The organism is Pannus brasiliensis CCIBt3594 (genome assembly GCF_036688125.1).
GTDB classification, from domain to species: domain Bacteria; phylum Cyanobacteriota; class Cyanobacteriia; order Cyanobacteriales; family Microcystaceae; genus Pannus; species Pannus brasiliensis.
Genome location: NZ_JBAFSM010000017.1, coordinates 1 through 15987 on the forward strand (window position 1 = coordinate 1; position 15987 = coordinate 15987).

Below are 15987 nucleotides of genomic sequence, written 5' to 3' on the forward strand. Positions count from 1 at the left end.
TGGTTTATGATTCCGTTAGGTATGAAATTGTCAAGGTTCTTCGCTTTGACATGAGTATATACTACTGAATTTACTAAGGTTTGTAAAGATTTTTGAGAAAAAGGAATTTTATAAAAAATATAATAAAAACTTATATGGTGATAGAAACGGAAAAGCGATCGGCCTTTAAATAGGGCGCGAGATCTCGCCCCTACTCGCTCCATGAAGACTGTAGAGGATTTAGTCCTCTCCCTCCTACCGAAATATCTGTCGCTGTAGGGGGCAGAAAAGTGGTCGCGGATAGCTAAAAGCTTTGACCTCCTGCCTTTTGCCTCCTGCCTTTTGCCTCCTGCCCCCTGCCTTTTGCCTCCTGCCTCCTGCCTCCTGACTCCTGCCTCCTAAAACTGATAACTCCCGAAGAAAACTTCTTTCGCCGGGCCGGTCATGTATACGTGTCCGTCGTCGGGCGACCAGTGAATCTGGAGAGGGCCGCCGGGAAGTTCCACGGTGCAGGAGCGATCGCACCGTCCGGTCAGTACCCCGGCGACGACCGACGCGCAGGCCCCCGTCCCGCAGGCGAGCGTGATTCCCGCGCCCCGTTCCCAGACGCGCATCTTAATATAGTCGGGGCGAACCACCTCGATAAATTCGGTGTTGGTGCGGGCGGGGAAAACGGGATGGTTCTCGAATTCGGGGCCGATCGACTCTAACGGGATCGCCGCCACGTCCTCGACAAAGGTAATACAGTGAGGGTTGCCCATACTGACGCAGGTTGAATACCACGTTTTGCCGCTAACGTCAAGGGGTAAATCGATCGCTTTCTCGTCCGCGTTGGCGAGGGTGGTGGGGATTTCCGACGCTAAGAGACGGGGGACTCCCATATCGACGGTTACTTGTTCGTCCTTGTCCAGACGGGGGGACATGATGCCCGCGAGGGTGTGAATTTGATAGGTTTTGCCGATTTCTCTCGTGTCTTCCAGTTCGGCGATAAAGCGAGCTAGACAGCGAATCCCGTTGCCGCACATCTCCGGTTCCGAACCGTCGGAGTTAAAAATCCGCATCGTGTAATCGGTGTCCCCTTTGCCGGGTAGGGCGAAAATCACCCCGTCCGCGCCGATCCCGAAATGGCGATCGCACATCCGCGCGGCCACCTCCGGGGTAACGAGCGGTTCGTCGCCGTGGCGATTATCGATCAAGATAAAATCGTTACCCAAGCCCTGATATTTCGTGAAGGCGATTTTCATAGTGAATAGCGGCCGGTGAACGGGAATAATATAGAAGGTTGGAACCTTGGCCTGCAATTATTATGTCTCAATTCAATACCGGTTTACCGAGCGTGCGCCTCCTGCAAGGCTATGTCAAAGACAAACAGGAAGTGGAAGTGAAGCTATCCACCGACGAGATTCTAGTCGGTCGTCTTCTCTGGCAGGATGTCGAGTGTCTTTGTCTGGTGGATCAAGACGATCGACCGACGTTAGTTTGGCGACAATCCTTGGTTTCCCTGAAACCCAAAGCCTAAACCCCGGTGGAATTTCCCGAGAGAAAACGGGAAGACTAAATTTGGATTCCCTCTACTAACGACCGTTCAACACCGGGTAACAATGTATTATGTCGATTAAAGAAATCGTCGAACAAGCCTTGCGGGAAGGCTATCTCACTCCCTCGATGGAGGCGGAAGTAGGGCGCGTCTGCGATACGGCCGGCGAACTCTCGATCGAGGAGTATCGGTCTCTCGATCGATTGATGGGGGCGCTGTTGACCGGGGAGGTGGTCGGTATGCCCCGGAAACAATTTATCAACGTCATGGAAGAACTGGTGATCGCCGAGGCGATCGCCCGAGCGGCCGAGATCGAGTCGTTCGCCAAAGATTCCCTGGATATCGGCGATATCGCCGCCTACGCCCTCAACCGTCTCCCCCCGCTCTACGCGACCACGGAAGAGGGCGCGAGCTATCAACGCCAACGCGCGCGGGAAGATTTACAGGAGATGATCCGGAGCGCGGTTAAGGAAGCCCTCGATCGCTTCTTGTTCTGTCCGGTAATCAATCCCGATCGGGTTCCCATCGCCAAACCGAGCCGAGAGGACACCCTCACCAGCCTCCACGGTCTCCTCAAATCCCACGCGGTCAATTACGAACCGCGGCCCGCCGGGCCGCTCGATTAGAGTAAGATCGATCGGGTATTCGGGAAAAATCTCGAAAAAATTCTTCGAGCGTGGGAACCTTCCGGGAACTTCTCCGTCCACGGGACATAAGTGAGGAGTTCTATCCTTGAGGAAACCCCATGAGTCAATCGATTCCCGCGTCTTGGTCAACCGTTGAGACCAGAAAGTCTCAAAATTCCGTGTCTCCTGACAAACTCTCGAATCACGATCTGATCGCTCGCTGTCAGGAAGGTTGTCAGCCCGATCGAGCCGCCTTCGCCGAACTTTTGCGACGGTACCAATCTCACGTCGATAAATTGCTGTACCATCTCGCTCCCGATTGGCAAGATCGCGCCGATCTCGCTCAGGAAGTCTGGATTCGAGTCTATCGGAATATCAATCGTCTCAACGAACCGCTCAAGTTCCGCGGTTGGCTCAGTCGTATCGCCACGAACCTTTTTTATGACGAACTCCGGAAGCGCAAACGGGTGAACAATCCCATCTCTCTGGACGCTCCCCGTCGCGTGGAGGACGGCGAGATCGACTGGGATATCGAATCGGATTACCCCAGTCCCGACGAGAATCTGACCACCCGCGAGTTCTACGATCAACTGCAAACGGCGATCGCCGATCTGCCCAACGCTTTCCGGACGACGATCGTGTTGAGAGAGATCGAGGGAATGGCTTACGAGGAAATCGCCGAGATCACGGGAGTTTCTTTAGGAACCGTTAAATCCCGCATCGCTCGCGCCAGAGCTAAATTACAATCGGTTTTACAGCACTATTTCGAGGAAGGCTAGGCTGTCCGTACCTTACCCGTCGCGGGAGAGATTACGGCGCGCCGTGAAACAAGCTATTGGTGGGGGAGTGTATTCCGATCGCCCGATCGAGAGGCCAACCATGAACAATTACCAACCTGAAGATGCCCGGTGGGATCGACCGCGCGATCGTCATGATTTTGACGATCCGCTAGACGAGAGCGCGGATTTTTTCTGTTTTGAAGACGAAGAACGGGCGCGACAGTTCGATCTGATCAGCGCCTACATCGATGGCGAGGTGACTCCGGAGGAACGTCACGAGGTTCAGCGCTGGCTGGATACCGATCCGGACGCGAAAAAGCTTTACCTACAATTGCGGGGAATTCAGACTCACTTACAGCAAATTCCCGTCCCGGTGAGCGCGAGCGCCGATCGACTCGCGGAAAGGGTTTTCCAGAAGGTCGATCGCGGCCGGAAACGACGCGCGTTTCTCTTCGGTGGCGCGATTTTCGCGGCGATGGCCGTCGCGGTCGTCTCTCACGGACTGTTCGGCCGCGAGGTTCAGCACGCTAATCGGGAGAGCGATTCCCTGATGATCGCGCTCAATCAGCCGATCGTCGAGATCCCGATCGCCGAGGAAACGACGCGCGAACAGTAATTCGAGCCGGTTCGAGTCGGGTTTGTCCGATCGGGGAGCGATCGAACCCGCTCGAACATCGGTTAGCGCGGGTTCGGTGGTTCCGGCCGATCGGGCGCGGGTGTATCGGCGAGAGCCGTCTCGATCGCCGCCTTGAATTCCGGGGAAGTGAAGAATTTTTCGGCCGCTTTTTCCATCACGGTATAGTAGTAAGCCGTGGTGAGTCCACCCCCTCGATCGATCGCGTAGGTCTCTCGCGTGAGAACGATCTTGTTTTGCAAGGTATCGTACACTTCCCAATTCACCTTCATATCTACATCGGTCGCCCAGCCTCCCCAACCATTATTGGCGACGCTCATCCAGGTTTTCGTGATTGTCGCGCCCACGAGAAACCGGGCGGTGGGAGCGGTGGGAGCGTCGGCAGGAGCATTAATATTTTGAAAAACCGAAGTATTTTCCGGGGTTTTCTCGGCTTCGGGCGGAACGGCCGCCGTATAGCCCGATTTTTGTAACGCCTTATAGATTCGTTCGACGAATGCGGCCGTATTATTGAGTTCTTCTATGTGCCACTCTTGCGTGACGATATTTAACCATCCTTGCGTCGCCTTACCGATGGTCGTTCCCGCGGGAATCGCTATTTTTACTTGATAAACCGAGATCGGCACTTCCTTGGCCTCCTGGTACGTCGGGATCTCCGGGGATGGTTCTCCCGTGAACGCCGGGGCTACCCACAGGGTAGAGAGGGCGATACTAGAAGATAGGCCGATTAACGCGGTCGCTAACACGGTGATAGTTTTTTTCACGATCGATAACTCCTGAGAAATTGATTGAACCGATGGACGGATAAAAACCCCGGAACCCTCGGGAATCGGTGAGTTCGGCCGAGACGACGAAACCCGTCGGCCGCGAGGTCTGCCCTCGTTTCACCCGACCCGCGGGACACGATCTGTCCGTCTATCGGGTTCTTCGGTTCTTCGCGACGGAATTACGCGAGGCGTGTCGTAAAATTTCAGCCTCTAGACGGATGCTATTAAGAAGAGTACGCTAATAAAAAACGAGGAAAGCCCTTCCCCGCATCTTTTCCCGACTCCCCGATTCATTTTCGAGAGGTCGATCGCCCGAAATCCCGCCTACAATAAGAAATGTAACGACCATCGATCGGGGGACGGGATGAAAAAGATCGTATTAATCGCGGGGTTTGAAACCTTTAACGCCGATTTATACCGTCAGGCGGCGCGGATCGCCTCCTCGCGCTGTCCGGGGTTAGAGGTCACGGTATTTAGCGATCGATCTCTAAGCACCGAACCCGAGACCGTCGAGAGAGCTTTACAATCGGCCGATGTGTTCTTCGCCAGCCTCGTCTTCGATTACGATGCGGTGATGTGGTTGCGGCAGAGGGTGGAACACATTCCCGTCCGTCTCGTGTTCGAGTCCGCGCTGGAATTGATGAGTTTGACTCGTTTGGGGCAGTTCTCGATCGGGGACAAACCGAAAGGAATGCCGAAACCGATTCAATTTATCCTGAGTAAATTTTCTAGCGGACGGGAAGAAGATAAACTCGCGGGTTATCTGAGTTTCCTGAAAACCGGGCCGAAACTGTTGAAATTTATTCCCGCCAAAAAAGTTCAAGATCTGCGGAATTGGTTGATTATCTACGGCTACTGGAACGCGGGAGGGACGGAGAATGTCGCCGCGATGTGTTGGGTGATCGCCAGTAAATATCTCGGACTTTCGGTGAGCGAGATTCCCGAAGTGATCGAAACCCCCAATAAAGGATTATTACATCCCGATCGAGAAGGATATTTCCTCACACCGCGGGAATATTTAGACTGGTACGCGCGACGACAACCGATCGATAAACCGGTCGTCGCGATTCTCCTGTACCGCAAACACGTTATCAGTAAACAGCCCTATATTCCCAAATTAATCCGCTACTTTGAAGACGCGGGATTGATTCCTTTGCCCGTATTTATTAACGGGGTGGAGGGACACACGATCGTCCGGGATTGGTTAACCACCGAATACGAACAGGAACAACGGAAAAAAGGGATTATCGAGACCCCTTCCCTGAGCGAAGACGCGGGACAAGTGGATTCGATCGTTTCCACGATCGGATTTCCCCTCGTCGGTGGGCCCGCGGGTTCGATGGAAGCGGGAAGACAGGTAGAGGTAGCGAAAAGAATTTTAAGCGCGAAGAATATTCCCTATATTATCGCCGCGCCGTTATTAATCCAAGATATCCATTCTTGGACGCGACAGGGAATCGGGGGATTGCAAAGTGTGGTTCTCTACGCGTTGCCGGAATTGGACGGGGCGATCGATACCATTCCGTTAGGCGGATTAGTCGGGGAAAAGATCTATTTAGTTCCCGATCGAGTCAAGCGCTTAACCGGCAGAATTAAACACTGGATCGCCCTCCATAAAACCCCACCCGCGGAACGGAAAATCGCCGTCATTCTCTACGGATTTCCTCCCGGATACGGGGCGACGGGAACCGCCGCACTCTTGAACGTTCCCCGCAGTCTGGTGAAGTTTTTACAGGCACTTCAAGAACAGGGATACAACGTGGGCGAAATTCCCGCGGACGGGGAAGAAATTATCGATAAAGTGAGAGTCGCCGACAATGAAAACCAGTCCAAACAAGGCAGGGTGAAAATCGAAACCGTGGAAGAATGGTTAGGCTATCTACTCACCTCTCGGATCGAAAAACACTGGAAATCGTTAAAAGATGCGGGGATTAAAACTCTCGGCGACGAGTATCATATCGGCGGAATTCAGTTGGGAAATATTTGGATCGGGGTACAGCCCCCGTTAGGAGTCGCGGGCGATCCGATGCGATTGATGTTCGAGAAAGATTTAACCCCGCACCCGCAATATACGGCGTTTTATAAGTGGTTACAGAACGAGTTTAAACCGGGGGCGATCGTTCATTTCGGAATGCACGGAACGGTGGAATGGTTGCCCGGTTCCCCGTTGGGAAATACCGGTTATTCCTGGTCGGATATCTTACTCGGAGATCTACCGAACCTCTATATCTACGCGGCGAATAATCCCTCGGAATCGATCCTCGCGAAACGTCGGGGTTACGGGGTATTAATTTCCCATAACGTACCACCCTACGGACGCGCGGGATTGTATAAAGAGTTGATGACGTTACGGGATTTAATCGCCGAGTTCCGCGAAGATCCGGAAAAGAATTACGCGCTTCGCGATAGTATCTGTCAGAAAATTGTCGATACGGGACTCGATCGAGATTGTCCCTTTACCGAGGGGGAAAAACAGGGCATCGAGTTTAGTTTAGAGAACGCTAAATTATTTAGCCGATACGCACTGACAGAGTATTTTGTCAAGGTATACAATTACTTGCAAATTGTCGAACAGAGACTATTTTCCTCGGGATTGCAAACGTTAGGTCAAGTTCCCGACGAGGAGGGATTGCGAGGTTATCTAGAAGCCTATTTCGAGGATCTATCGGAGCGAGAATTCGAGGCGATCGTTCGAGGGGAAGAGATTAGCGATCGAACCAAAGAAGGCATCGAGATCAAACAGTTATTAGAGAAAAATACGGAAGAAATCACCAACTTACTGCGGGGTTTAAACGGCGAGTACGTGCCACCCGCACCGGGAGGAGATTTACTACGCGACGGGACGGGAGTATTACCCACCGGGCGCAATATTCACGCGCTCGATCCCTATCGGATGCCGTCTCCCGCGGCGATGGCGAGAGGACAGGAAATCGCCCGAAAATTGCTGGCGCAGAATTTAGAAGAAACGGGGAAATATCCGGAGACGATCGCCGTTTTATTGTGGGGTTTGGACGTGATTAAAACGAAGGGGGAATCGTTGGGAATTCTCCTGGAATTGGTGGGCGCGGAACCGGTTAAAGAAGGAACGGGACGTATCGTTCGCTACGAGTTAAAACCGCTCGCGGAGATGGGACACCCGCGGATCGACGTGTTGGCGAATTTATCGGGGATTTTCCGGGATACTTTCGTCAATATTATCGAGTTACTGGATGATTTATTCCAACGGGCGGCGACAGCGGAGGAGTCGGAGGAAGAGAACTTTATTCGCAAGCATTATTTAGCGTTGAAAGGTCAGGGAATCGAGAACGCGACCGCGCGGTTGTTTTCTAATCCCGCGGGTGATTTCGGATCTTTGGTAAACGATCAGGTGGTGGAGGGAAATTGGGAGACGGAGAACGAGTTAGCGAATACTTGGGAGAAGCGGAACGTTTTCAGTTACGGTCGTCAGGATAAGGGACGCGCGCGACCGGAGGTGTTACAACAGTTATTACAGACGAGCGATCGAATTGTCCAGGCGATCGATTCGGTCGAGTACGGGTTAACCGATATTCAGGAATATTACGGCAATACGGGCGGTTTGAAACTAGCGGCGGAGAAACAGAGCGGAAAACGGGTCACGGCGAGTTTTGTCGAGAGTTTTTCCAAGGATACGACCCCGCGGAAATTAGAGGAAGTTCTACGCTTGGAATACCGGAGTAAGTTACTCAATCCGAAATGGGCCGAGGCGATGGTGAATCAGGGTTCGGGAGGCGCTTACGAGATCTCTCAACGGATGACCGCGCTGATCGGTTGGGGGGGGACGGCGCGTTTTAACGACGATTGGGTGTACGATGAAGCGGCCGAAACCTACGCGTTCGACCCGGAAATGGCGGCAAAGTTACGGAAAGCGAATCCGGAAGCGTTTCGTAATATCGTCGGCCGGATGCTGGAAGCGCACGGTCGCGGCTTCTGGAACGCGGACGAGGAGAAATTGCAGAAATTGCAGGAATTGTATCAGTTGACCGACGAGGAGATAGAGGGGGTCGCTTAAAGTTTTCTCGATCGAAAACCAACGGATTATAGTGCTACGCGCTAGAAAACAGGCAATCGGCAAAAGTAAGCCGAGAGTTGGTTTCCCGCTCTCGGAATCGTCCTAATCTTACCTCGTAGCGCTATATATCGATTTCCTGTAGTCCTAGTCGGGATACGGGCGCGGAAAAAAGAAGGGGGAACGGGAAAAGGCTTAGAGACCGTTCGTAAATAATGGTTACAGTTCCCGAAACAATTCCCGAAAGGGATTTCAGAATCAAGACAAGCTCGTGATTCTATACACTTAGAAAATCTTGAAATCTTTTCTAGATAAGCGCCTCGCTAGATTTAACACGAGTTTACCAGCGGTCTCCAAGGTGGCGCGGTCTATTTCTTTCTCGTTTCTAGGTTTACTGTTTGACAATAGAAAAATTGTTTAAATAGATTTGTAAACAGAAAAGAAACTCACAAAAATCTTACAAGACATACACTATGATTTAACCAAATCAAATAATAATCGAATTGAACATTGGTTTTTGTTATAGATCTTGCGTCCTAAAACTTTCATCGCTCGCGGTATTTAGGAAGCAACTTTCCGAAGAGAATCGTCGAGTAGAGACGTATCGTGAAGCTTGTTAATACAGCAATTTCATCCATTATTCGATGATATCGATGATTAATTAACGAAAGAAATTAACAGGAGACTAAACATGAAACCATCATGCTTTGAACGATCGGTACTGAAAGAACTAGGTATTAAAAAAGATTTTTTACATCGTCTATGGTTTTGGTCGATGATCGTCTCTATTTCTATAGCCATTTGGATAGGTTTGATGGGCTTGGCATTGCCCAATAAAACCTCGAATTATCAAATTCCAATTTTTGGAAATAAACTTTCGCTCGAAAAACAAGACTGTTTTACAATCGCAGGAGCGGTAGCCGCTTTAGGAACAGCTATTGTCGCCTCTATACAATGGCTTGAAACAAAACAAGATGCTTCACTAGATAAATTTTACGACAGGATAAATTTGACAAATGAACAACTTTCCTGTTGCAGAAAAGTTTGTGATATGTTTCCATATTTTTGGGATGAAACAGGTAAAAAGCCGCGTGAATCTATCATGTATGTTTATTTAGAATTAGATAACCTAGAATACGCGATCGCAAAATATCAACACGGTTCTATGGAAATAGAAATCGCTTTCCGAAGCCTGAAAACTTTTTTATCACGTTGCCAGTCTCAAGATTTTCTTGACATGGCAACAAAATATGTTAAACGATCTATCGGTTATAGTGATATAACCAAAGTGGTTGTCAACAAAATTGCCGATCCTTCTACTATTTCTAATTCAGAAGTTGAATTGTGGATAACCGAGCATCTTAAATCGCCATCCTCTAATCACTCTCTCGTGTCACTTTCGGAAACGTTTTATCGAATCGAAATGTAGTTTATGCGAGACCGGGCGAGGGATCGATCGCCCGCGTTCTCTATATAGCGAGGGTTTTGCCGTTAAATTACTAACGGCTTTTCTAGAGAAACGAACTCAAAAATATATCGCCTTTCCGGGCTACATTCGCGACTTAACGGGGAAACCGAGATCAATAAACCTCCCGCAAAAGTGAGACTCGAAAGTCGAATTTAACTTGAAAATCGCAATTTTAAACTTTTTAAAGAAAAAAATAGATTTTTTTACGTTTAAAATCTCTTTGCTTCTCCTTTCTCCTCCTGACTCCCGCTTCAGGAAGAGATCTTTGATTTTCGCGAGAAGTTCGATCGTGGCTAGGGCGAAAAAACTCGCGCCCCGACAAACGGATAGCCGATCGCTAGAAATCCACTCCCCGGACGGGAACGATCGCTCGGGAGAGAGTTTAAGATTTCTATCGTTAATATTTATTTTATTTTTATCCGGGAATAATACGTTACAGAAGCAGTGCGATGACGTATGTTCTCCTCCCCCCCCGAATTGACCCGGCAAGAACTCCGAGCCGCCATTATCACCGAGCCGTTGATCGCCTCCCCGGACACGCCGGTATTGGAGGCGATCGCCCGGATGAGCGGGGAGCGCGCCTATTGTAGCGTGACGGTGGACGATCGACTCGCGGAACTTTACCGCTCGGCCCGAGCGAGTTGCGTGTTAGTCGTGGAAAACGATCGGGCGATCGGTATCCTTACCGAGCGGGACGTTGTGCGCCTCGGCGCCGAACAAAAACCGCTCGATCGATTGACGCTGGGACAGGTGATGGCCGGTTCGCCCGTCACCCTACGCGAATCGGAATTTACCGACCTATTTTCCACGATCACCCTCCTACAACAACACCGGATTCGCCATCTACCCGTTCTCGACGAGCGGGAGCGGCCGATCGGCCTGATCACCCATGAAAGTCTGCGTCATATCTCTCGGTCGATCGGGCTTTTGCGCTTGCGCTTGGTGTCGGAAGTGATGAGTCGCGAGGTCATCCGGACGACGCGGGAAACCTCCCTACTCTCGATCGCCCGCTTGATGGCCGAACACCGCGTCGGTTCCGTCGTGATCGTCGAACCGCCCAACGGTCTCGATCGCCTCTCGGAAATCCCGGTCGGCATCATCACCGAACGGGATCTAGTACAGTTTCAGACCCTGGAATCGAACTGGGGAAGCCGCTCGGCCGGGGAAATGATGAGTTGTCCCGTCCCCGCGGTCAAGCCGGAGGATACCCTGCAAACGGTGCGGGAGAGCATGGAACGACTCTCGATCCGGCGCGCGATCGTCACCGGGGAACGGGGGGAACTGCTGGGCATCGTTACCCAGACCAGTCTCCTGCAAGCCATCAATCCGGTCGAACTCTATCATCTCGCCAAGATCTTAGAAGAACGTGTCATCCGTCTGGAGGAAGAGAAAATAAGCCTGTTAGAAAGTCGCGCCGTCGAGCTAGAGCGACAGGTAGAAAACCGGACGGCCGCGCTAAAAATCCAGGCGGAACGCCAGAAATTACTGGTCGATCTAGCGGCGGATATCCGTTCCTCCCTCGATCTACCGACGATACTCGAAACGACCGTGGAGCGGGTGCGGCAGGTGTTGGCCTGCGATCGGGTGAGTATCTGGCTGTTCGAGTCCGACGGACAGGCCACGGCCGTCGCCGAATCCACCGACTCGCCGCTCTCCCTGGTGGGCGAACAGGTCAACGATACCTGTTTTCACGAGGAACGGATCGAGCGCTACCGTCAGGGGAAGATTTTCGTGGTGCCGGATATCTACACGGCGGAAATCGCCGATTGTCACCGAAAAATGCTGATCCGCCTGCACACGAGGGCGAAAATTCTCGTGCCGCTCGTCTGCGAGGGGGAATTGTGGGGGTTTCTCAGCGCGACCGAGAGCCAGCACCCGAGAAACTGGGAGACCGAAGAAGTGGAACTCTTACAGGCGCTCTCGGTACAACTGGCGATCGCCCTCCAACAAGCGATCACCCACCAACGATTACAAAAACAACTGACCGCGCGACAGCAGACCGAAGTCCGTCTACGGGAGAGCGAGGAAAGATACGCCACGCTGGTCTCGGCCGCTCCTGTCGGCATTTTTCGCACCGATGTCGTCGGTCAATGTCTCTATGTCAACGATCGCTGGCTCCAGATCACCGGACTCGACTCGAATGCCGCTCTCGGCTCCGGCTGGCAACAGGGACTACATCCCGACGATCGCGAGCGAGTTTTCGCCGAATGGGAGGATTCTATCCGAGAAAATCGCCCCTTCCGTCTCGAATATCGCTTTCAACGCCCCGACGGTACGGTATCGTGGGTGTACGGGCAGTCCGCATCCGAACGGGACGACCGGGGGCGGATAGTGGGTTACGTGGGAACGATCACCGATATCGGCGATCGAGTCCGCGCCGAGAAGCAACTACAAGAGATCATCGAGGGAACCGCCGCCACCACGGGAAAAGATTTTTTTCCCGCCCTCGCCAGTCATATCGCCGCCGCGTTGAATGTCTCCTACGTCCTGGTGAGCGAACGGGCCGAAGACCGTCTGAACGCGCTCGCTTTTCGGGCGCGGGGTGTTTTCTCTTCCCCCTTTTCCTACTCGATCGCCAACACCCCCTGCGAACGGACATTGCAAGAAGGAAAATTTTATCGGGAAAGCGGCCTACAAGCGGAATTTCCCGAGGCGATCGCCCTGGTGGAAATGGGAGTCGATAGTTATCTGGGGATCGCCCTACACGACACCGAGGGTCGGGCGATCGGCAGTCTTTGCATCCTGGACAAACGACCGATCCGAGACCCGAGACAGGCCGAAAATCTCCTGCGCGTGTTCGCCGCCCGGGCCTCGGCCGAATTAGAACGCGAGCGCGCCCGACGGGATATCGAGCGGATGAATCAAGAGCTGGAGCGACAGGTAGAGGAACGTACCGCCGCCCTGAAAACCGGCGAGGAACGCTGGCACCTGGTTCTCAAGGGCGCGAACGACGGGATCTGGGATTGGGACGTGCGAACCGGGCGGGTGTTTTACTCCGATCGCTGGAAGACCATGCGCGGGTTCGATCCCGAGGAGGTCGGCGATCGACTCGAAGAGTGGTCGGACGCGATCCACCCCGAGGATTCCGAGCCGGTGATGGCGGCTCTCGACGACCATTTCGCCGGAAAAACCGAGTTTTTCGAGATGGAGTACCGGGTCCGGTGTAAGGACGGTTCCTATCTCTGGATTCTCGATCGGGGCAAGGCGCTCCGGGATGAATCGGGACGGGTGATCCGCATGAGCGGTTCGGAAACCGATATCTCCGCGCGCAAACAGGCGGAAGAAGCCTTGGAACGATACGCTCACGAGGTAGAAGATCTCTATAACAACGCTCCCTGCGGCTATCATTCCCTCGATGCCGAGGGGCGCTATATCCGGGTCAACGAAACGGAACTGAAGTGGTTGGGCTACCGCCGCGAGGAAATGCTCGGCAGACCGATCTCGGACTTTCTCACGCCGGCCAGCCGTCGGGTTTTCCGGGACAACTACCCGTCGTTTCGAGCGCGGGGTTGGATCAAGAACGTCGAGTACGAGATGATCCGCGAGGACGGGACGATCCTGCCCGTGATCCTCAGCGCGACCGCCGTGACGGACGGGGACGGCAATTACCTGTACAGTCGATCGACCCTGATGGATATCCGCGAGCGTCAGCAGGCCGAACAGGTTATCCGTCAACAGGCGGAACGGGAAACCCTGTTACGGGAGATCACCCAACGCATCCGGGAATCGTTAGACATCCGTACCATTTTCGACACCGCCTGTCGGGAAATCCGTCAGGTATTGCGGGCCGATCGGGTGGGAATTTTCCGGTTCTTTGCCGAATCTAACTTCGATGACGGTGAGTTCGTCGCCGAATCCGTCCTAGATGGGTTTCCCTCGGTTTTAAAAATTATCGTACACGACCACTGTTTCGGCGATAACTTTTCCGATCTCTACTCGCGCGGCCGGTTTTACGCGGTCGAGGATATCTATAACGGGGGGATGACCACCTGCCACACGGACATTCTCGCCCGGTTCGAGGTGCGGGCGAATCTGGTGATGCCCCTCCTGCGCGGGGACGAACTTTGGGGATTGCTGTGCGTGCATCAATGCTCGACCACGCGACACTGGCAGAAATCCGAGATCGATTTCACCCAACAACTGGCCAACCAGTTAGCGATCGCCATCCAACAGGCCGATCTCTACGAGCGGGTTCAGGACGAACTGCGGGTGCGTCAACAGGTCGAGGCGAGAATCGCCCTACAACTCCGACAACAGCAAACCCTGGGAGCGATCGCCCAGAAAATTCGCGAATCCCTCGATATCGGCGAGATCCTGACCACGGTGACGCAACAGGTCAAAGATGTTCTCAACGCCGACCGGGCGCTCGTCTTCCAGTTGTTCGCCGACGGTCGCGCCCGGATTGTCGAAGAAGCGGTCTCTAGTGATTTTCCTGCCCGGAAAAACCCCGCTCGCCGCGAGGAGATCTGGCCCGAGGCTATCCTCGATCGCTACCGGCGGGGAACCCCCCAAATCGTCGCCGACGCGACGGCCGATCCCCTGGCGGACGGTATCGGGGAACGCTCGATCGACGGACGGTCCCGTTCCCGGATCGTCGCCCCGATCCTCCAGGACGCGGGCGACGGGGAAAATCATCGTCGCGTCGCCCGGAGCGCGACCCACAAGCTCTGGGGGGTTCTGGTCGTCCAAGCCCGCGCCGAAAAACGGGTCTGGCAGGAGTCGGAAGCCGAACTCCTCCAACAGATCGCCAATTGGCTGGCGATCGCCCTCCAGCAGACGACCCTGTTCGATCGATTACAGCGAGAACTGAACGAACGTCAACAAGCCCAACTACAATTAACCGAACGTAACCAACAACTCGCCATCTCTAACGAAGAACTCGCCCGCGCTACCCGTCTCAAGGATGAATTCCTGGCCAACATGAGCCACGAACTCCGCACCCCCCTCAACGCCATCCTCGGCATGACCGAGGGGTTACAGGATCGGGTGTTCGGCGAGATCGCCCCGGAACAGATCCGGGCCCTGCAAACCATCGAGCGGAGCGGTTCCCATCTGCTGGAACTGATTAACGACATTCTCGATGTCGCGAAAATCGAGTCCGGTCAGCTAGAGCTAGACATCGCCCCGATCGCCGCGACCTCCCTGTGCCGCTCCAGTTTAGCGTTTATCAAACAGCAGGCCCTCAAAAAGGGCGTTCGGGTAGAAATGAAACTTCCCGACGGGCTACCCGATTTACTGGTCGATGAACGGCGCGTTCGCCAAGTGCTGATCAACCTGCTCAATAACGCGGTGAAGTTCACCCCTCCCGGCGGAAGTATTACCCTGGAAGTCAGCCGGCCGGGACGGGAAACCGCGCCGGATTCCCTCGCGGGGGGGGGGATCTACTATCCCTCCGGACAGGCGGCCCCCGTGTCCGACAATCTCCTCCGCGTCGCCGTTCGCGATACGGGCATCGGTATCGCCCCGGAATCGCTCGATAAATTGTTCCGACCGTTTATCCAGATCGATAGCGCCCTGAACCGTCAATACACGGGGACGGGTTTGGGACTGGCCCTGGTGAAACGGATCGTCGAACTCCACGGCGGCCGGGTGGGGGTGATCAGCGAGGTGGGTTCCGGCAGTCGCTTCACGATCGACCTGCCCGCCGTTGTCCCGGTGATTCCGGCTCCCGAACCGGATCTGCCGACCGAGACCGAGGATGCGCCCTCCCCGGCGATCGAGACCGATCCGACCGACGAAAAACCCTCGTTCCCGCTGATTTTACTGGCGGAAGACAACGAGGCGAATATTATGACGATTTCCGGCTACCTCAAAGCGAGGGGCTACCGTCTTCTTTCGGCCAAAAACGGGCGCGAGGCCGTCTCCCTGGTTCGATCGGACCGTCCGGATCTGATTTTGATGGATATTCAAATGCCCGAAGTGGACGGTCTGGAGGCGATCCGTCAGATCCGCCTCGACTTCCCGGCGATCGAGCTACCGATTATCGCCCTGACCGCTCTAGCCATGCCGGCCGATCGGGAGCGTTGTCTGGCGGCCGGGGCGAACGATTATTTCAGCAAGCCCGTTAAATTAAAAGAATTAACGATCGCCATCCGACAATGGTTACAGAAGAGGTAGACCTCTCGCGAAATTCAGGTTCGAGAATCTATCGTGCTAGGCGGAAGGGCATA

General features: G+C 53.7%; 9 protein-coding genes. 7 read left to right on the forward strand and 2 right to left on the reverse strand.

What is annotated here, in order from left to right; all coding sequences use genetic code 11:
• Positions 1–377 precede the first annotated feature (377 nt).
• Complete coding sequence (gene dapF, locus V0288_RS10545) at positions 378–1223, reverse strand: diaminopimelate epimerase (protein ID WP_332865051.1); 846 nt, start codon at positions 1221–1223, stop codon at positions 378–380.
• A gap of 62 nt (positions 1224–1285) precedes the next feature.
• On the opposite strand from dapF, the gene V0288_RS10550 reads away from it, so the two are divergent.
• The 4 genes from V0288_RS10550 (at position 1286) to V0288_RS10565 (ending at position 3537) form a co-directional block, all read left to right on the forward strand.
• The gene (locus tag V0288_RS10550) at positions 1286–1498 is read left to right on the forward strand and encodes an Hfq-related RNA-binding protein (RefSeq protein ID WP_332865052.1); all 213 of its coding nucleotides are present in this window, start codon (positions 1286–1288) and stop codon (positions 1496–1498) included.
• 89 nt (positions 1499–1587) lie between these two features.
• On the forward strand, positions 1588–2142 hold the full coding sequence (locus V0288_RS10555) for a late competence development ComFB family protein (RefSeq protein WP_332865053.1): 555 nt from the start codon (positions 1588–1590) through the stop codon (positions 2140–2142).
• A gap of 119 nt (positions 2143–2261) precedes the next feature.
• The gene (locus V0288_RS10560; RefSeq protein WP_332865054.1) at positions 2262–2921 is read left to right on the forward strand and encodes a sigma-70 family RNA polymerase sigma factor; all 660 of its coding nucleotides are present in this window, start codon (positions 2262–2264) and stop codon (positions 2919–2921) included.
• Positions 2922–3021: 100 nt separating this feature from the next.
• On the forward strand, positions 3022–3537 hold the full coding sequence (locus V0288_RS10565; protein ID WP_332865055.1) for an anti-sigma factor family protein: 516 nt from the start codon (positions 3022–3024) through the stop codon (positions 3535–3537).
• Between the two features lie 62 nt (positions 3538–3599).
• Here the strand turns inward: V0288_RS10565 and V0288_RS10570 are convergent, their stop codons facing one another.
• Positions 3600–4319 (reverse strand): hypothetical protein, encoded by a 720-nt coding sequence (locus V0288_RS10570; RefSeq protein ID WP_332865056.1) that lies wholly within the window; start codon positions 4317–4319, stop codon positions 3600–3602.
• Between the two features lie 367 nt (positions 4320–4686).
• On the opposite strand from V0288_RS10570, the gene bchH reads away from it, so the two are divergent.
• The 3 genes from bchH to V0288_RS10585 all read left to right on the forward strand — a co-directional run bounded on the left by bchH (position 4687) and on the right by V0288_RS10585 (position 15934).
• On the forward strand, positions 4687–8352 hold the full coding sequence (bchH, locus tag V0288_RS10575) for a magnesium chelatase subunit H (protein WP_332865057.1): 3666 nt from the start codon (positions 4687–4689) through the stop codon (positions 8350–8352).
• A gap of 688 nt (positions 8353–9040) precedes the next feature.
• The gene (locus V0288_RS10580; RefSeq protein ID WP_332865058.1) at positions 9041–9778 is read left to right on the forward strand and encodes a hypothetical protein; all 738 of its coding nucleotides are present in this window, start codon (positions 9041–9043) and stop codon (positions 9776–9778) included.
• Positions 9779–10273: 495 nt separating this feature from the next.
• Positions 10274–15934, forward strand: coding sequence for a GAF domain-containing protein (locus tag V0288_RS10585; RefSeq protein ID WP_332865059.1), 5661 nt, complete (start codon positions 10274–10276; stop codon positions 15932–15934).
• The last annotated feature ends 53 nt before the right edge of the window (positions 15935–15987 follow it).

Coding starts and splice junctions, on each gene's coding strand:
- dapF (WP_332865051.1), bottom strand. CDS start 1,223: ATGAAAATCGCCTTCACGAAATATCAGGGCTTGGGTAACGATTTTATC.
- V0288_RS10550 (WP_332865052.1), top strand. CDS start 1,286: ATGTCTCAATTCAATACCGGTTTACCGAGCGTGCGCCTCCTGCAAGGC.
- V0288_RS10555 (WP_332865053.1), top strand. CDS start 1,588: ATGTCGATTAAAGAAATCGTCGAACAAGCCTTGCGGGAAGGCTATCTC.
- V0288_RS10560 (WP_332865054.1), top strand. CDS start 2,262: ATGAGTCAATCGATTCCCGCGTCTTGGTCAACCGTTGAGACCAGAAAG.
- V0288_RS10565 (WP_332865055.1), top strand. CDS start 3,022: ATGAACAATTACCAACCTGAAGATGCCCGGTGGGATCGACCGCGCGAT.
- bchH (WP_332865057.1), top strand. CDS start 4,687: ATGAAAAAGATCGTATTAATCGCGGGGTTTGAAACCTTTAACGCCGAT.
- V0288_RS10580 (WP_332865058.1), top strand. CDS start 9,041: ATGAAACCATCATGCTTTGAACGATCGGTACTGAAAGAACTAGGTATT.
- V0288_RS10585 (WP_332865059.1), top strand. CDS start 10,274: ATGTTCTCCTCCCCCCCCGAATTGACCCGGCAAGAACTCCGAGCCGCC.